The organism is Planctomycetaceae bacterium, from assembly GCA_039680605.1.
In the GTDB taxonomy this organism is placed as follows: domain Bacteria; phylum Planctomycetota; class Phycisphaerae; order SM23-33; family SM23-33; genus JAJFUU01.
In genome coordinates this window covers 15,505-33,120 of sequence record JBDKTA010000064.1, presented here as the reverse complement: position 1 = coordinate 33,120, position 17,616 = coordinate 15,505, and the positions used below count along the sequence as shown (strand labels likewise).

The following is a 17,616-nucleotide window of genomic DNA, read 5'->3' as shown; positions in this document are numbered from 1 at the left end:
AGTGCGGCAGCCATAGCTGCCGCTTTAGGAGTTGTTCGACACCGAGAAACTCTCAAAGCGGCAGCTATGGCTGCCGCACTCCATAATTCCGCCCCTGCCGCTTTACCAGTCAGTCGAGGACGACGTTTCGGGCTTGCACAGATCTTACCCAGCACCTGCACACAGGCTATCCACATGTTGCTATATGTAGGGCAAAATATTTTTTTGAACCGCTAAATATAGGGGCTTGACGAGCGTATACTATGTTTGTTAGGATACAGTTCGGATGTTGGAAGCTGTGGGCTTCTGATTTCGGCTTCGGCAAGCTGCGTTTTGGCAATGACTTAAAAAAAATCTCAATATTTAGTGATTTATAGTCTTGTTGACCACTACAGATTGGGTATGCTAGCGGACCGCTGTGGTGCCCGATGGCGGGTCTGCGGCGATAGCACATTCGGGTCCGGCATGGCTGCCAGGTGGTCAGTGTGCTCGAAGCGGCTTTTGCCACAACGGTAACGGATTACATTTGCGGGTTGGGAGTCAGTCATGGCGGTGCAAAAATCTAACGAGTCCGGCGAAAGGTTTTCGCGTCGCCGCGAAAGGATCGCAGCCCATCGCCCCTCCGGCCGGGGCCTGGCGATCGAGCAGGTGTTCTCGAACGGACAGATACATCCTTTCGACGACATCGAGTGGGAATCCCGCACCGCCCATATCGGCGACGATAAGGGCAAAGTCATTTTCCAGCAGACCGACGTCGAGGTGCCCTCGGCCTGGAGCCAACTGGCCACCAACGTCGTCGTCAGCAAGTATTTTTACGGCGACCCGTCCAGCGCCGCCCGCGAGAAGAGCGTCCGCACGCTGGTCCACCGCGTCACGCGCACCATCGCCGACTGGGGAAAGGCCGACGGCATGTTCGCCACGGCAGAGGACGCCGAGCGGTTCTACCAGGACCTGACGTACCTGTGCGTCAACCAGTACGGTTCGTTCAACTCGCCGGTATGGTTCAACGTCGGGCTGTTCCACCAGGGCGGCGTCAAAGGCTCCGAAGGCAACTATCACTGGGACGCCAAGACCGCCCAGCCCGCCAAGACGATGCACGGGTACGAGTACCCCCAGGCATCGGCGTGCTTCATCCAGTCGGTGGCCGACACGATGGAAGACATCATGCGCCTCTGCCACGCCGAGGCGATGCTCTTCAAGTACGGTTCGGGCACCGGCACGGACCTCTCGACGCTTCGGTCCAGCCGCGAGAAGCTCTCCGGCGGCGGCACGCCCTCGGGCCCGCTGAGTTTCATGCGGGTGTTCGACCAGATCGCCGCGGTCGTCAAGAGCGGCGGCAAGACGCGCCGCGCCGCCAAGATGCAGTCGCTGCGCTGCGATCACCCGGACATTAAAGAGTTCATCGAGTGCAAGATGAACGAGGAGCGCAAGGCCTGGGCCTTGATCGAGCAGGGTTACGACGGCTCGTTCAACGGCGAGGCGTATTCCTCGGTGATGTACCAGAACGCCAACCTCTCGATCCGCGCCACCGACGAGTTCATGCAGGCGGCGATCGAAGACCTCGACTGGCAGACGCGCGAAGTCACCGGCGAGCGCAAACCTTCGATCAAGTACAAGGCCAAGGATCTGCTGGGCGCCATCGCCGAGGGCACGCATGTCTGCGGCGACCCGGGCGTGCAGTTCCACACCACGATCAATCGCTGGCACACCTGCAAGACCGACGGCGAGATCTGCGCCTCGAACCCCTGCAGCGAGTACATGTTCCTCAACGACTCGGCGTGCAACCTCGCCAGCCTCAACCTCATGAAATTCCGCCGCGAAGACGGCAGCATGGACATCGAGCGATTCCGCGCCGCGGCGCGGCTGTTCATCATCGCCCAGGACATCCTGGTCGACCATGCCAGCTATCCCAGCGACCGCATCTGCGCCAACAGCCACGCCTACCGCCCGCTGGGCCTGGGCTATGCGAACCTGGGCGCCTTGCTGATGTCGCTGGGCATGCCTTACGACGGCGACGCCGGGCGGGCGACCGCCGCGGCCATCACCGCCATCATGACCGCCACGGCGTACGCCGCCAGTTCCGAGATCGCCGCCAATGTCGGCACGTTCGACCGTTTCGAGGCCAACCGCCGCCCAATGCTCGACGTGATGGCCATGCACCGCGGGGCCGTCGACAAGATCTCGCCCCAGCACTGCCGCGAGGAACTCATCGCCGCCGCCCGTGCCGCCTGGGACCAGGCTCTCGAAGCGGGCAGCCGGGCGGGCTACCGCAACGCCCAGGTGACGGTGCTGGCCCCGACGGGCACCATCGGCTTCATGATGGACTGCGACACCACCGGCATCGAGCCCGATATCGCCCTGGTCAAGTACAAGCAGCTTGCCGGCGGCGGCATGTTCAAACTCGTCAACCAGACCGTGCCGCTGGCCCTGAAGCAACTGGGCTACAGCCCCGCCCAGGTCGCCGAGATCATCGAGTACATCGACGAGCACGACACCATTGAAGACGCCCCGCATATCCAGGAAAGCCACCTGAGCGTCTTCGACTGCGCCTTCAAGCCCGCCAACGGCCGACGCTGCATCCACTACATGGGACACATCCGCATGATGGGCGCGGTGCAGCCGTTTATCTCCGGCGCGATCTCCAAGACCGTCAACATCCCCAATGAGGCCTCCGTCGAGCAGATCCAGCAGGTCTACACCGAGGCCTGGAAGCTCGGCATCAAGGCCGTGGCCATCTACCGCGACGGCTCGAAGCGCACGCAGCCGCTCAACGTCCGCAAAGAAGGCGACAAGAAGGTCGTCGCCGAAAAGACCGAATCGCTGATGACGGCCGAGGCGCTGGCCGCCGCTCTCGACGCCGCCCGCCGCCAGCCGCACCGCAACCGCCTGCCCGCCACCCGCCCGTCGATGACGCACAAGTTCGACGTCGCCGGGCACGAGGGGTACCTCAACGTGGGCCTCTATGCCAACGGCGAGCCCGGCGAGTTGTTCATCACCATGGCCAAGGAAGGCTCGACCGTCGGGGGCATGATGGACGCCTTCGCCACGGCCATCAGCCTGTGCCTGCAGTACGGCGTGCCGCTCGACGCGCTGGTCAAGAAGTTCACGCATCAGCGGTTCGAGCCTTCGGGCATGACGAGCAACCGCGACATTCCCTTCGCCAAGAGCATCGTCGATTACATCTTCCGCTGGTTGGGCCTGACGTTCCTTGAGGAATATCGCAAGGCCAACATGCCCGACCGCGGAGCCAACAACACCAGTCCAGCCATTCCCCGGCTGGTCATTGATGCAGCGCCCGAGGCGGTCAAGGATGACAAACCCTCGGAACCTGGCCGCGCCGACCGGACCTCCGACACGGACGATCAGAGGTCTGGCGGCGCATTATTAGACGGTTCGTACGTCGGCTCGGTTTCGACGCCCAGAAGTCCATCCAAGGGGCGGGAGAAGGCCGTCGCTGCGGCGGCGGTCGAGAAGCAGCCTCGCGTTAATCGCCTGGACCAGTTGGACAAGCAGTTCAGCGGATTCCAGGAAGACGCGCCGGCCTGCGACGTGTGCGGGGCGATTACCGTCCGAAACGGTAACTGCTATAAGTGCTACAACTGCGGGTCCTCATTGGGCTGCAGTTGAGCGGTTTGGGGTGGCACAGGCTTTTCAGCCTGTGGCGTAACAGCCTGGAGAGGCTGGCCGCAGTGCTGGCGAGTGGTCACAGCCTGGAAAGGCTGTGCTACTGGAGGCGGGAGCCCATGGATGGGCCCTCGTCTTCGAAAATAGTCTCAGCCTGCAGCGGGTTCTTTGCCGAAGAAAGAAGTCACGGCCGGTTGTCGGAGTTTTCCTGAAATTGCTGCCTGGCCGGACGAGAAAAAGTTTTGTCCGCTGCTTCCTGTTTTGGCGTCAGGTCTCCCTCCACCTGGCCCTATAGGGAAGCGGCTATCGGGGCGATGCCAAGGTCTCCCTCCACCTGGGTGTCGCCCTTTTTATTTGCGGACTGTCCTGTCATTGACTTGCGACGAATCGGAAAGGGACATGCAGACTCAGCCCCCGTGTCCGGGGCGCTCATAGACGATGCTGCGCGACGCGACGACCTGCCACAGCGTCAGGGCGATGAGCTTGAGGTCCAGGCCCAGGCTGCCATTCTCGACGTAGTACACGTCCAGCTCGATCTTCTCTTCGTGCGTGATGTCGCCGCGGCCGTAGACCTGGGCGTAGCCGGTCAGGCCCGGTCGCACGTCGAGCCGGCGGAGCTGGCGGGCGTTCCACTTTTCCGCCTGCACCTGATACAGCGGCCGCGGGCCAACCAGGCTCATGTGCCCAGCCAGCACGTTGAGCAATTGCGGCAGTTCGTCGAGGCTGGTCTGTCGCAGGAACTTTCCCACCCGCGTCAGTCGCGGGTCCTGGGCCGACTGCGGCGAGCGCCCGAAGGGCTCGGCGTCGCTGCGCATGGTGCGGAACTTGAGCATGGTGAAGAGCTTCCCCCGCAGCCCGACGCGCTGCTGGCGAAAGATCGCCGCCCCCGGCGACGTCGTGCGAATGATGATCGCAATGACCAGCATCGGCAGCGCCAGGACCGCCAGGGCGATCAGGCTCAGGACAATGTCGAGCAACCACTTGAACATGAAGCCAATTTAACCGCAAAGCACGCAAAGGACGCAAAGGGTATTTTGGATGTACTGGGTCTTGCCAACTCCAGTGAGGCCGGTATATTCTTTTAGTGTAGCTGTAGGGAACCAACGGAAAATAGTCCCTCTGCGCGAAAGAAGCAGTTCTTTCAGAGGAGATGGGGTATGGCGAAGGCCTTTCAGAAATGGCCCTGTCCCAACTGTGGCAAGCCTCTGACGTTCTACAGCCAGCATTTCGATGACGGTTCCGGCGTCGCTCGCTGGGAGGAACGGGATGGGATTCAGGTATACCGAAGAACAAAAAGCGCTAGTGGGTGCCCTTGCGGGAACAAGGAACCTTACTTGGACACATGTGAAATTATGGACAAGGATTTCGCGGCCCTTCTTCGAGCGAGGGTTCGGCATAGAAAGCTTTTGAAGCAGTTGCGGAGCGCACTTAGGGAGGCGGCGAAAAAGAAGTGAAATTATATCAAATGTTGCATTTGAGGGAAGGAGAGTGGTTGCTGATATTGAGCCCTCACGGAAACACGATCAACTTAACCCGCTGAGAAAGAACATGATCCGCTACAAATGCATACGCTGTAGATATCCTATTGAGAGCGAAGACAGTTTGATTGGACAGACGGATAAGTGTCCACACTGCGGGCATTTCCAGACGGTGCCTGCGCCAAGCCAAAAGAAGCGTTTCCTGAAGGGATATGACCTCGTTTTGGGAGGCGTGATCCTGGGGTTTCTTGTGGTTGTGCTTTATGGCGTGAAATCTCACCAATCTTGGGGCGAGCGGAATAATGAGAGGCTCATCAGCATGAAGCGCCAGGCGGACGAAGCACTTCGGCGGGGGGAGAATGCTCAGGCAAAACAAACCTATGAAAAATTAGTAGCATTCGTTGGAGACCATGCCTTAACCGACCTAAAACAGAAAGAGATTATTGCTCAGGCAAGGAAGGCAATCGATGCAATCGCAGCCGCAGAGGTAACAAGAATTCGCTTACAAAAAGAACAGCAGGACCGTGAGGCTGAGCGCGTTCGAGCAGACGCTGAGCGGGTACGCCAGCGGGAACAGGAGACTAAGGCCCAACTGGATAAGTTACGCGGAGAAATGCTCGCGCTGGCTCGATCCAAGGCAAAACAACCTACCGTAGTGAGTATCAACCTCGGGCGTGGAATAATCAAGGTCCATGCAGAATATACTACACTATGGCTTCCGGAAGGAGGACTCCGTGAGGCTGATATGTTAACCGAGACATGGCCCTCAGCACTATGGATTGCTGTTCTTCATATAAAAGACGGGTCTCTGGTCCATGACACGCACAATTTCTACGAAGTCGACGGTAAAGCCTGTGAATTGACAGTAGCTGTAGAAGGTTCTTCCATCAGTTTTGACAGAGACTCTCGATATAACATTCATGCTATCAAAATGGGGCAAAGCACGGTCATTTACTCTATCGCTGGCTCAACTCTCCGCCTGCCCGTTCTGGTCGCTGAACTGCCCGTTAGACTGGAGATGAGTACAAAAGAAGTGATAGAGAAACTTGGTCTTCCTGATATCAAGAAGGACGTCTCGCCGCCCGTAATCCGGGGGTATAAGTTAAAGGACTATGAAGCCTGGCAGTATAGGCAATATCCAGGCGCTGTTATCGAGATTGTGGACGACAAGGTGCGAAGCGTCACGAATACATCGCCAGCGGAATGATGAATGGATTCGATTGCTTCTTCCGCGGGGGAATTAGGACGACAGATCCCAATGGCCCAAAGTTAAGGGTTTCGGGCGGGGTTTCGCCGGTAAGGTGACAAGCTGAAGCGTGCCGAATGGGCTGTTTTGTCACGTTTTCGCTCTCCCGCTACCCGCCATGGTGCGGGAAAGGCCGCGTGAAGCCCTTAACTTAGGACCATTAACGACAGATCCCATAACTCAGCTCGGCTACAGGCCTACGTGGTTTGTTTCTTTGGTTTTGGGCCGGGCTTTTGGCGGTGCATGGGGCGGCCGAGCATTACGGTCAGTCGGTCGAAAAGGTTGCCAGGCCCCACGGCCTGCCCGTGTGCGTTTGCTTGCGAAGTTCCGCGAGGGTCGCGTCGGCTTCGTCGAGAAGGAACGCGCGCCAGTTCCCGATCTCGTCGGCCTTTTGCAGGTCGCCGCTGATCAGCGACGCGATGTCGCCCAGTCGCTTGTCGGGCCTTTGACATATTGATGCGCGGAGGATATGCTTTTATGTATGAGAACCACATTAGATTTGAGTGACAGTCTATTGCAGCGGGCAAAGGAGTTGGCCGCTCGCACGGGCAGGCCGCTGCGCGAGATCGTGGAGGATGCGCTGCGCGAGTCGCTGTCGCGAGAGTCGCAGGTTTCATCTGGCAAGAGGGTTCGGCTGCCTGTCTCAACTCAAGCGCCCGGACTTTGCCCCGGCGTCGATCTCGATCACACTTCGTCCTTGTTGGACCTGATGGAAGCGGGAAAGTCCTAACCCGGATATTTCACCGCAAAGATCGCAGATGCCGCAGAGGTGTTGTGAGGGAAAAGACTTACAGCAATTGTGTAATTGCGCCGCACCAACAGTGTGTTTTTAGGCTCAACGCCGGTTGGGACGCTAGATGTCCTTGTTTTGACCCATTTGCTTCTTTGCGTACTCTGCGGTCTCTGCGGTTCATGCAGTTTTCGGGCTAACGCTGTTTCAGTCGCACCCGGCAGCCGCCACTGGCAAATCTTTACCGACCTATGCCGCCAAACCGAGGCCAGAGGTAACATAATTGCCGATGCCTATCTGGCCGCCCTGGCTATCGAGAGCGGTTGCGAATGGATCAGCACCGACCGCGACTATGCCCGATTCCCTGACCTCAAGTGGCGCCATCCGCTGGAGTAGGCCCGTACTTATCCAGTCTTCTTCTCTCCATTACCGCAACGTTTATTAAAGCCGTGGCGTGAGTTTATCGCTTTGGGCTTCCGGCAGATAGTCTCCGACGCTTGGGTGGCAGCACGACCAGGCCGCCGGCGTCGTGGGCAGGCCCCAAACGGAGGCTCACGGGGGGCCGGCGTGGGGCCTGGGGTCCTACGGCGACGGCGGCCGGCCAAACTGATCGAGGCTTGGGGCGGTGAGTCTCGCCATACAGGCAAGCACTGAGGGCCGCGCGATAAAGCAATGGGAATAGCTTACCTTCCCCGAAAGTAGCTGTGAAAAGTACAACAAAGTGCAAGGAAGTACAATTGGGGGGTAGGTCGTACCTCTTTCGCGGCTGGGCTGTCAGCGCCGTGCGGCCACTGGGGCGATGCTTGTCTTTTCGGGAGCAGCGTCAGTGGCTCCAGACTTCAGGCCTCAGACCTCGGACGCCTGGGGCCTGAAGCGTCGAAGAACAGTGAAAGTGGCAGCTATGGCTGCCGCACTCCATAGATGGGCGCGGCGGGCATTTTACTGGCCCGCGCACCCGCCGGGGGCTTATCATGGCTCTGCAATTATTCTTGTGCGTACAAGGAGATTCGCCATGGCAACCGGGGACGACGCATCACGGGGACAACTTCCGCAGGAGCAACCTGCCGTTCGCACGACCATTGTCGGCGGGCGGCCGCCCGGGGCGGGCAAGGGCATCGGGGCGATCCCGCGCGGTATCGAGGTGCTGGTCAAGAAGGCCTCGGTCGATCCGGCGTTTCGCAAACGGCTTCTCGAAGCCCGCGCCGCCGCGGCCGGCGATATCGGTCTCAAGCTCACCGAAACCGAAGCGGCCATGCTGGCGATCATCCCCCAGCCGCAGCTTGAAGCCATCATCAACAACACCCGTGTCGATCCCAGCAACATCGCCGCGTTCCTCGGCAAAGCCGCAGCGGCAATGCTGCTGGCGCTGGGAATTACCGCCGGTGGATGTGATTTCGTAGACTACCTCGGATACTCATTTGGGCACCGCACCGATCAAACACCAAATACGCCGTCGTCAACAGCGTCCCAGCCGACAACATCCCGGCCCCAGACAGATCAAGGACCTGACATATTCGGGATGGTCTTTAATCCGCAAAGATCGCCTTCGGAGCCCGAGAGACCGGCCACTTCTACTGACGAAGGAATAGGTGGCATTTCCGGCCCGGGTGAAACGACAACTCAGCTCGCTTCAGAACCAGTCAACGATTCCCAACCTGCTCCCCCTTTCGTAGGCCCGCGCATGGCAGGTATGACAATTATCCAAGGGCCAACTTCCCAACCTGCTTCTGATAGTCGCCCGACAACTCGGCCGCCAGTGTCAAAAGGCATTCGGCCGGATCTGCCCGTCAGCCGTGGCATAAGGCCGGACAAGCCTGTGCCGCCGGCGCCGCAGAACCAAGATCGACCTGACCTCTCGGACGACAAGTAACCATGGCCGACATCACGCTGGTCAACCTGAACATGCTCTTCATGCGCTACGGCGACCAGACCGAGCGCGAGCTGCACGTGCCGCTGGGCTGCCTGTATCTCACCGGCGCAATGGAGCGGGCGGGCTTTGAAGTCGACTTTCGCGACTACCAGACCTGCGATACCGAAGACCCCTTCGACCTGCCGGCCTTCCTGAATTTTCTCGACCGGCCGGCCGGCATCATCGGCCTGTCGTGCATGGCCAATCTGCTGCCTTTTACGATCGTGGCCGCGCGCGAATTGCGACGGCGGTATCCCGACGCGAAGATCGTGCTCGGCGGTGTGGGCACCAAGGGCGTCGAAGGCCTCGTGCTCGAGCGGTTCGGATGGATCGACATCATCTGCCGCGGCGAGGGCGAACTGACCGGCCCGGACCTGCTGGCCGCCCTCCGCGACGGCCGCGATCTCTCAACCGTACCGGGCATCTCATTCCGCAGCGGCGGCGGCATCGTTATGCACAATGCTGACCGCCCGCGCGTGCAGGACCTTGACTCAATTCCCTTCCCGGTCTGGGACCGCATCGACCTGTCGCGCTACGCCGGATACGGCATGATGACCAGCCGCGGCTGTCCGTACCCCTGCACGTTCTGTTCGGTGGCCCCGGCGTGGAACCTCGAGAGCCACTCGCGCAGCCCCGCCAACATCGTGCAGGAGATGGCCCTGCTGCACGAACGGGCCGGCGTGGAACTGTTCCTCTTTCAGGATGAGTTCTTCGTCTCCTCGCGTCAGCACGTGGTGGATTTCTGTGACGAACTCAATCACCGCGGCCTCAAGGTCAAGTGGAAGGCGTTCGGCCGCGTAAATCTCGTCGACGAACCGATGATGCAGGCGATGGCCGACTGCGGGTGCGTCGAGTTGCGGTTCGGCATCGAGTCCGGATGCGACGAGATCCTGCGGCGGTTGAAGAAGGGATTCACGGCTGCCGAGGTGCTGGAGGTCGTGCCCAAGGCGATCAATATTTTTCCGCGCGTGGACGCGTTTTACATCTGGGGCTTTCCATTCGAGACGATGGACCAGTTCAACTTGTCGCTGTTCCAGATGGTTTCGCTGCGGATGATGGGCGCGAGAATTCTGCCGAGCCTGCTGAGCCTGCTGCCCCAGACGGAGATTTATCGCGAGCTGGCCGGCAAGGCACCGCTGGAGTTTTGTCCGTGGCTGTTGCCGGAGTTCGTCTTCACCGGCCACGAGATTTGCCACGGGATGACGGTAGAGATCCCGCCGCGCCATCGCGAGTATTTCGATCTGATTCAGGGCAATGCGGATGTGTTCCCGGGCTTCTTCCACGTGGACCTTGCGGGCAACGTGTTGCCCAAGCTCAAGGGGATGCAGGAAATGGGCTTTTATCCAGCCACTTCCGCGGCGCCCGACGCCGAAAGCTGCGGCGCGCATTCGCCTCGGGTTGCAGAACAAGACCTGGAAGCGCCACGTTAGCGGCGGGCTTGCCCCGCGCGTTTCACGCTTGAGCGAAGAAGCCCAGCAAGTTCGCCCCGCCAACAGGACATCCGCTCGGTGATCTGCAATCCGAAATCGTAAATCCGCAATATCTTGACTTGATTGATTGAAGCGATAAGATAAAATATCCGACCCTTGAGTGGGAGGCTGGTCGATTGGACCGGCCTGAGTGTTGTTTGAAAACTCCAGGAAACCGATGTGATGTCGCTGCGTGCAGGCAATGCGTCGCAGCGGCCATACGGGCTTGTAGCTCAGTTGGTTAGAGCGTGCCCCTGATAAGGGCAAGGTCGTTGGTTCGACTCCAACCAGGCCCAGTCGATTGCCAATTTCCAATTGGCAATTTCCAATTGAACCTCCGGCACGATCGTGCCTCGGTGCAGCGTCCCCGTTTTTCAATCGGAAATTGGAAATCGGAAATTGGAAATTCTTTCGGGGACGTAGCTCAATTGGAAGAGCACAGCGTTTGCAACGCTGGGGTTGGCGGTTCGAGCCCGCTCGTCTCCAGTTCTTATTCGCCAAGGGCGAAGAAGAACTGCCACGGCGAAGCCCCTTCAGGGGCGAAGCCGGGCTTCGTTCGCCTTCGGCGAAGTACGCCCTGGCAATCCAGCGGGGTAGAAGAAAAAACCGTTACGTCCACGCTGTTGCTGCCTTCCCCTGCGCGTTCTCCGCGATCTCTGCGGTGAAATCCCCCGGATTTCCTGCGGGCGTCCGCGAAAAACCAGAACCAAATCGCCGCTGGGACGTATCAGGATAGAAGCGTACGAAGCCGGCATGACGAATGGGGATTCTAGAAGGGCTGGCGAGTCGAACAAGAAAGAATTTTGAGGCCGACCGTCGCGGGCTCGGGATTGGCAAGCGACGAAAAAGCCTTAAAATCAAGCCTTTGGCGCCTGTTTGAGCTTCCGGAATAATTTTTTGCAAAAAATGTTAGACTGGTGCTTGACCGGCGTGGGGGTAATCGCGTATAAAGCTGTGCTCTGCACTTGAGAGCATTCAGCTTTCGAGTGCAGTGTTGTCTGGTGAGCCGATAGGGCTGGCCGGACGAGAGCGGTAAAACGGTTTCTTGAAAAGTAAATAGGGTAATAGTAGATCTTGCATAGGTTCATCGAAGATCTCGATGTGCCCGGCGAGCTTGGGACATTGGTCATGGGCATGGGCCCGTGGCAAATGTGATCAAGCTACTAAGGGTGCATGGTGGATGTCTAGGCGTGATGAGGCGATGAAGGACGTGGTAGGCTGCGAAAAGCCCAGGCGAGCTGTCAAACGAGCTTTGACCCTGGGATGTCCGAATGGGGAAACCCAGCATGACTGTGCAAGCAGATCATGTTACTGGCGGCTGAATGCATAGGCCGCCAGAGCCAACGCAGGGAACTGAAACATCTCAGTACCTGCAGGAAAGGAAATCAACCGAGACTCCGTAAGTAGCGGCGAGCGAAAGCGGATCAGCCCAAACCGTCCCTTCGGGGGCGGGGTTGCGGGCGCCATTCAGGAGTTACAAAGGTCGTAGTAGTCGAAGAGTCTGGAAAGGCTCACAATACAGGGTGATAGTCCCGTAGGCGAAACTACAGGCCCTCCGTTACGTTTGGCGTACCAGAGTAGCGCGGTGCTCGTGGAACTCCGCGTGAAGCAGGGGAGACCACTCTCCAAGGCTAAGTACTACATCACGACCGATAGTGGACAAGTAAGGCGACTGAAAGATGAAAAGTACCCCTATTAGGGGAGTTAAAAGTACCTGAAACCATGCACCTACACGTTGTCGGAGCCCTATGCCCCGCAAGGGGAATGGGTGACGGCGTGCCTTTTGCATAATGAACCAGCGAGTTTGCGTTCACGGCCCGGCTAAGTCTCTAAGGGACGGAGCCATAGGGAAACCGAGTCTGAATAGGGCGACTATGTCGTGGGCGCTTGACGCGAAACTGAGTGATCTACCCATGGCCAGGTTGAAGCGTCCGTAAAAGGACGCGGAGGACCGAACTCACTAGCGTTGAAAAGCTAGGGGATGAGCTGTGGGGAGGAGTAAAAGTCTAATCAAACTCAGAGATATCTCGTTCTCTCCGAAATAGTTATAGGACTAGCCTCGGGACACTACACCGTGGGGGTAGAGCACTGGATGAAACGAAGGGCCCACCAGGCTGCTTCCTTCAACCAAACTCCGAATACCACGGTGACTATCCCGGGAGTCAGACTGCGGGGGATAACCTTCGTAGTCGAGAGGGAAACAACCCGGATCGCCGGCTAAGGTCCCCAATCCATGCTAAGTGACTAAGGAAGTCGACTTGCGCAAACAGCCAGGATGTTGGCTTAGAAGCAGCCACCATTTAAAAAGTGCGTAATAGCTTACTGGCCGAGCAACTCGGCGCCGATGATGATCGGGACTAAGCATGGTACCGAAGCCGCGGATGCACCCGGTGTCCGCACCGGATGCGTGGTAGGAGAGCGTAGTTGTCGGCGTTGAAGCCATACCGTAAGGAGTGGTGGAGCGGCAACTAGTGAGTATGCTGGTATGAGTAACGATAAAACAGGTGAAAATCCTGTTCGCCGTAAGCCTAAGGTTTCCTGGGGAAGGTAAATCCGCCCAGGGTTAGTCGGACCCTAAGTCAAGGCCGAAAGGCGTAGACGATGGACAGCAGGTTAATATTCCTGCACTGTACGTGGCGATTGATCTGTGAAGGACGCATCTACAAACCAGTACCACCGATTAAACGAGGTGGGTGGGCGTTTCGTAAGGAACGACCGCGAGGCCGCTTGGTTGCCAGAGTCTGGAACGCAGGTGTCAAGAAAAGCCTCACAGGGACAAAACGTGCATCCGTACTAAAACTGACACAGGTAGGCGAGGAGAGTATCCTCAGGCGCTCGAGAGAACCGTTGTTAAGGAACTAGGCAATTTGACCCCGTAACTTCGGGATAAGGGGTCCCTCCCAGACGCTCTTGGATCAAACCTTGAGTGCTCTGGAGGGCGCAGAGAAACGGATCTGGCGACTGTTTACCAAAAACACAGGACTCTGCTAACTCGCAAGAGGATGTATAGAGTCTGACGCTTGCCCGGTGCCGGAAGGTCACGGAAGTCGGTCATTGGGAGCAATCCTGAGAAGCTGGCGACCTAAGCCCCGGTAAACGGCGGCCGTAACTATGACGGTCCTATGGTAGCGAAGTTCCTTGTCGGGTAAGTTCCGACGTGCAGGAATAGCGTAACGACTGGATCAGTGTCTCAACAACGGACTCGGTGAAATTACAGACGCGGTGAAGATGCCGCGAACCCGCAGCAAGACGGAAAGACCCCGTGAACCTTTACTATAGCCTGATATTGACGTCTTGTGTCTCATGCGTAGGATAGGTGGGAGGCGCTGAAGTTCCGGTTCTGGCCGGGACGGAGCCAACCTTGAAATACCACCCTTGTGCCACGAGCCGTCTAACCCTGTCCCGTGAATCCGGGCAGGGAACAATGTTAGGTGGGTAGTTTGACTGGGGCGGTCTCCTCCCAAAGTGTAACGGAGGAGCCCAAAGGCATCCTCAGCACGGTTGGCAATCGTGCGTAGAGTGTAAGGGCATAAGGATGCTTGACTGCGAGACCGGTAGGTCGAGCAGATGTGAAAGCAGGGCTTAGTGACCCGGTGGTCCCGTGTGGAAGGGCCATCGCTTATCAGATAAAAGGTACTCCGGGGATAACAGGCTGATCGCCTCCGAGCGTCCATAGCGGCGAGGCGGTTTGGCACCTCGATGTCGGCTCATCACATCCTGGGGCTGAAGGCGGTCCCAAGGGTTCGGCTGTTCGCCGATTAAAGTGGTACGCGAGCTGGGTTCAGACCGGCGTGAGCCAGGTCGGTCCCTATCTGCTGTGGGCGTAGGAATATTGCGTGGACTCTTCTTCAGTACGAGAGGACCTAGAAGGACTAACCTCTGGTGTACCAGTTGTCCCGTTAGGGGCACCGCTGGGTAGCTACGTTGGGAATGGATAACCGCTGAAGGCATCTAAGCGGGAAGCTGACCACAAGAATAGTATTCCAATCTCCTTCGGGAGAGAGAGCCCCCATCTAGACCAGGTGGTTGATAGGCCGGAAGTGTAAGGGTAGTAATACCTTGAGCTGACCGGTACTAACGGGCGATTGCTTGATCACATTTGCCATCGGTCCACCCGGACCTTTGGCTCGAGAGCTCGCTAGGACAGCGAGATCTTTGATACCTCTGCAAACTCTATTACCCTATTACCTCTGTCCGGGCAGGCCTAACCGCCTGTCCGGGCTTTGGCGGTGTATATTCGCTGCGGGCCACACCTGTTCCCATCCCGAACACAGAAGTTAAGCCGTAGCGGCCGATGGTACTGCTCAAGCGGGAGAGTAGGTGAATGCCGCCTTTTATGAAAAGCCTTCAGGTGAAAATCTGGAGGCTTTTCTCTTGCGCTCTTCCCGGGCGGCAGGGCATTCTCAGCCGCTAATATCAAAACAACACACGACCTTGCGTGTTCAATGATTCGTCAAACTGTAAGGAGAGCGCTCATGAAGAAACTTCTGCCAATTGCACTGGCCCTGTGCCTGGTCTGCCCCGCCAATGCGGATACTGCCGTCCCCGCCGAATCTCCCGCCCAGCGCGACGCCCGCATGCAGTGGTGGCGAGACGCCAAGTTCGGCCTCTTCATCCACTGGGGCCTGTATTCCATCCCGGCCGGACAGTGGAAAGGCCGCGACATCGGCGGGATCGGCGAATGGATCATGAATAACGCCGGGGTCCCTGCGGCGGAGTACGAAAAACTCGCCGGCCAGTTCAACCCCGTCAAGTTCGACGCCGAGCAGTGGGTGCTGCTGGCCAAGGCCGCCGGGCAGAAATACATCGTCATCACGTCCAAGCACCACGACGGCTTTGCGATGTTCGACTCCAAGGCCAGCCCCTACAACATCGTCGCGGCCACGCCGTTCAAACGCGATGTGCTCAAGGAGCTCGCCGATGCCTGCCGCAAGCACGACATGAAGCTGGGCTTCTATTACTCTCAGGCGCAGGACTGGCACCACGGCGGCGGAGCGGGCAATCGCTGGGACAAGCAGCTCCAGCGAGTCCCGATGGAAAAGTACATTGCCGAAAAGGCCGCCCCGCAGGTGCGCGAGCTGCTGACCAACTACGGAAAGATCTCCATCTTCTGGTGGGACACGCCATATGACATTACCAAAGAGCGGGCCGCTGTGCTGGCGCCGCTGCTGAACCTCCAGCCGGGGATCATCGCCAACGACCGCCTCGGCGGCGGCGTCAAGGGCGACTTCGGCACGCCCGAGCAGACCATTCCCAAGGCCGGCACGCCCGGGCGCGACTGGGAAACCTGCATGACGATGAACAACACCTGGGGGTTCAAGACGCGCGACGACCACTGGAAGTCGACCCAGACGCTGGTGCGCATGCTGATCGACTCGGTCAGCAAGGGCGGCAACTTCCTGCTCAATGTCGGGCCAAAGTCCGACGGCACGATCCCGCCCGAAAGCGTCCAGCGCCTGCGAGAGATGGGGGCATGGCTCAAGGTCAACGGCCAGGCCATCTACGACACCCGGCCGAGCCCCTTGCCCAAACCAGACTGGGGTCGCTACACGCTCAAGGGCAACACCCTTTACGCCCACGTCTTCGACTGGCCCAAGGACGGCAAGCTCCCCCTGACGGGTCCTGTGGGACAGATCAAGAAGGCTTACCTGCTGGCCCAGCCGGACAAGCCGCTGAAGGTCACCCCCGGAAACGCGACCGACTGGGTCTCGATCCCAGAAGAAGCCCCCGACAAAATCGCCACCGTCGTTGTGATCGAGCTGGCGGAGCCGAAATGATCTGAGAGATCAAATCAGCCGCTGAGGTCGCAGAGGTCGCTGAGGGAAGAAGTTGTTCTATCTTGTTAACATCATCCTCAGCGTCCTCAGCGACCTCTGCGGCTTGATATCGCTTACTCCATCGGCACCAGGCGCAGCACGCGATCGTCGTTGGGGCCGGGTCGTCCTCTGCCGTCGCGATTGGAGGTTGTCAGGTACAGATGGCCGTCGGGTCCCATCGCCGCGGCGCGAAGGCGGCCGAACTGGTCCTCCAGCAACCGTTCGACTCGCAGCACTTTTTGCGGCTGGTCCGGGTCAAATCGCATGGCGAAGAGCGACTGTCCCCGCAGCGTGCAGAAGAAGAACCAGTCTTTCCACTTCTTCGTTTCTCCGCGATAGAACGTGGCGCCGGATGGGGCGATCGCCGGTTCGCCCCAATATTTGATCGGGGCGACGAAGTCTTCGGCCTTGTCGCCGCCGCGGTGGAGCGGCCAACCGTAGTTGCCGCCTCTCTCGATCAGGTTCACCTCGTCGAGCCCGCTGCCGCCGTCGATTCCCGAGGGCCCATGTTCGGTGGCGAACATCTGCCCGCGCGAGTTCCAATCCAATCCCTGGCAGTTGCGGTGCCCCAGCGTCCAGATCGCCGATTGCCGCGAGTTGATCCCGAAGCGTTCCTGCCCCGCCTGGGCGGGGAAGGGATTGTCCGCCGGCACGGTCCCGTCGGCGTTGAGGCGGACGAACTTGCCGGCCAACGACTCCATCTCCTGCGCCAGTTGCCCTTTGCCCGCGTCGCCGGTGGAGGCGTAGAGCTTTCCGTCGGGCCCGAAGGCCAGCGGCAGACCGTTGTGGTATGTCCGGGCGGGCAGGTTGTCCAGCAGCACCGTTCTCTCGACGAGACGACCAGCGTCCAGGCGGTAACGCACGACCATGTTCTTGAGTTGCCGCCGGCCGTCGCGGGCGGTGTAGGCCAGATAGATCCACCCGTCGCGGCTGAAGTCCGGCGAGACGGCCACGCCCATCAGTCCGCCTTCGCCGCTTTGGTCGACTTCGTCGATGCGGGCCAGCACCTCCGTCTGGCCTGGGCGGGCCTGCACGCGCACGACGCCGGGACGTTCGGTGATGAGCATGCGGCCGTCGGGCAGCCACGCCAGCGCCCACGGCACGGTCAGGTCGGCCGCGACGGTCTCGATCCGGAACGAGACGCCCTCGAACGAGTATCGATCGCCGGGCTTGTGCTGAGGCCTGTCCCCCAGGTCGGTGCATCCGATGCAGCACAAGGCTGCGGCTGTCAGCGCCCCCGCCAGAAACACGGCACATCGTTTGTTCATCTTCACTCTCCTGCTAGACGATGAAGACGTTGTGGATGAATTTACTGACCGCCGCGGCGTGCTCTTATATACTTTAGTCTGCCGGGGGCGACAGAAG

At 59.1% G+C, this 17,616-nt stretch carries 9 protein-coding genes, 2 tRNA genes and 2 rRNA genes; 11 read left to right on the top strand and 2 right to left on the bottom strand.

Features of this window, described 5'->3' with window-relative positions; translation table 11 throughout:
• Nucleotides 1–525 precede the first annotated feature (525 nt).
• Complete coding sequence (locus ABFD92_19085) at nucleotides 526–3,606, top strand: vitamin B12-dependent ribonucleotide reductase (protein ID MEN6506643.1); 3,081 nt, start codon at nucleotides 526–528, stop codon at nucleotides 3,604–3,606.
• A gap of 404 nt (nucleotides 3,607–4,010) precedes the next feature.
• Here ABFD92_19085 and ABFD92_19080 read toward each other — a convergent pair whose 3' ends face one another.
• Nucleotides 4,011–4,592, bottom strand: coding sequence for a sugar transferase (locus tag ABFD92_19080; protein MEN6506642.1), 582 nt, complete (start codon nucleotides 4,590–4,592; stop codon nucleotides 4,011–4,013).
• Nucleotides 4,593–5,151: 559 nt separating this feature from the next.
• Here ABFD92_19080 and ABFD92_19075 point away from each other — a divergent pair.
• The 10 genes from ABFD92_19075 to ABFD92_19030 all read left to right on the top strand — a co-directional run bounded on the left by ABFD92_19075 (nucleotide 5,152) and on the right by ABFD92_19030 (nucleotide 16,212).
• On the top strand, nucleotides 5,152–6,288 hold the full coding sequence (locus tag ABFD92_19075) for a hypothetical protein (GenBank protein MEN6506641.1): 1,137 nt from the start codon (nucleotides 5,152–5,154) through the stop codon (nucleotides 6,286–6,288).
• A 508-nt stretch (nucleotides 6,289–6,796) separates the two neighbouring features.
• Nucleotides 6,797–7,057 carry a type II toxin-antitoxin system VapB family antitoxin gene (locus tag ABFD92_19070; GenBank protein ID MEN6506640.1) on the top strand — a complete coding sequence of 87 codons (261 nt, stop codon included), beginning with the start codon at nucleotides 6,797–6,799 and terminating at the stop codon, nucleotides 7,055–7,057.
• Nucleotides 7,058–7,150: 93 nt separating this feature from the next.
• On the top strand, nucleotides 7,151–7,453 hold the full coding sequence (locus ABFD92_19065; GenBank protein ID MEN6506639.1) for a PIN domain-containing protein: 303 nt from the start codon (nucleotides 7,151–7,153) through the stop codon (nucleotides 7,451–7,453).
• A gap of 616 nt (nucleotides 7,454–8,069) precedes the next feature.
• Nucleotides 8,070–8,927, top strand: coding sequence for a hypothetical protein (locus tag ABFD92_19060; GenBank protein ID MEN6506638.1), 858 nt, complete (start codon nucleotides 8,070–8,072; stop codon nucleotides 8,925–8,927).
• A 2-nt stretch (nucleotides 8,928–8,929) separates the two neighbouring features.
• Nucleotides 8,930–10,396 carry a radical SAM protein gene (locus tag ABFD92_19055; GenBank protein ID MEN6506637.1) on the top strand — a complete coding sequence of 489 codons (1,467 nt, stop codon included), beginning with the start codon at nucleotides 8,930–8,932 and terminating at the stop codon, nucleotides 10,394–10,396.
• Nucleotides 10,397–10,657: 261 nt separating this feature from the next.
• Nucleotides 10,658–10,731 (top strand) — tRNA-Ile (locus ABFD92_19050).
• A 117-nt stretch (nucleotides 10,732–10,848) separates the two neighbouring features.
• A tRNA-Ala gene (locus ABFD92_19045) sits at nucleotides 10,849–10,921 on the top strand.
• Nucleotides 10,922–11,588: 667 nt separating this feature from the next.
• Nucleotides 11,589–14,532, top strand: a 23S ribosomal RNA gene (locus ABFD92_19040).
• Nucleotides 14,533–14,660: 128 nt separating this feature from the next.
• Nucleotides 14,661–14,768 (top strand): 5S ribosomal RNA (rrf, locus tag ABFD92_19035).
• 142 nt (nucleotides 14,769–14,910) lie between these two features.
• Nucleotides 14,911–16,212: an alpha-L-fucosidase gene (locus ABFD92_19030; protein ID MEN6506636.1), complete on the top strand. Its 1,302-nt coding sequence runs from the start codon at nucleotides 14,911–14,913 to the stop codon at nucleotides 16,210–16,212.
• A gap of 113 nt (nucleotides 16,213–16,325) precedes the next feature.
• On the opposite strand, the gene ABFD92_19025 is transcribed toward ABFD92_19030, so the two are convergent.
• A complete protein-coding gene (locus ABFD92_19025) occupies nucleotides 16,326–17,519 on the bottom strand; it encodes a PQQ-dependent sugar dehydrogenase (protein MEN6506635.1) in 1,194 nt (397 codons plus the stop codon).
• Between the last annotated feature and the right edge of the window lie 97 nt (nucleotides 17,520–17,616).

What these genes read in the sequence shown, in the direction of transcription:
- ABFD92_19025 (MEN6506635.1), bottom strand. Translation starts at nt 17,519, where the DNA reads ATGAACAAACGATGTGCCGTGTTTCTGGCGGGGGCGCTGACAGCCGCA.
- ABFD92_19070 (MEN6506640.1), top strand. Translation starts at nt 6,797, where the DNA reads ATGCTTTTATGTATGAGAACCACATTAGATTTGAGTGACAGTCTATTG.
- ABFD92_19055 (MEN6506637.1), top strand. Translation starts at nt 8,930, where the DNA reads ATGGCCGACATCACGCTGGTCAACCTGAACATGCTCTTCATGCGCTAC.
- ABFD92_19060 (MEN6506638.1), top strand. Translation starts at nt 8,070, where the DNA reads ATGGCAACCGGGGACGACGCATCACGGGGACAACTTCCGCAGGAGCAA.
- ABFD92_19030 (MEN6506636.1), top strand. Translation starts at nt 14,911, where the DNA reads ATGAAGAAACTTCTGCCAATTGCACTGGCCCTGTGCCTGGTCTGCCCC.
- ABFD92_19080 (MEN6506642.1), bottom strand. Translation starts at nt 4,592, where the DNA reads ATGTTCAAGTGGTTGCTCGACATTGTCCTGAGCCTGATCGCCCTGGCG.
- ABFD92_19085 (MEN6506643.1), top strand. Translation starts at nt 526, where the DNA reads ATGGCGGTGCAAAAATCTAACGAGTCCGGCGAAAGGTTTTCGCGTCGC.
- ABFD92_19075 (MEN6506641.1), top strand. Translation starts at nt 5,152, where the DNA reads ATGATCCGCTACAAATGCATACGCTGTAGATATCCTATTGAGAGCGAA.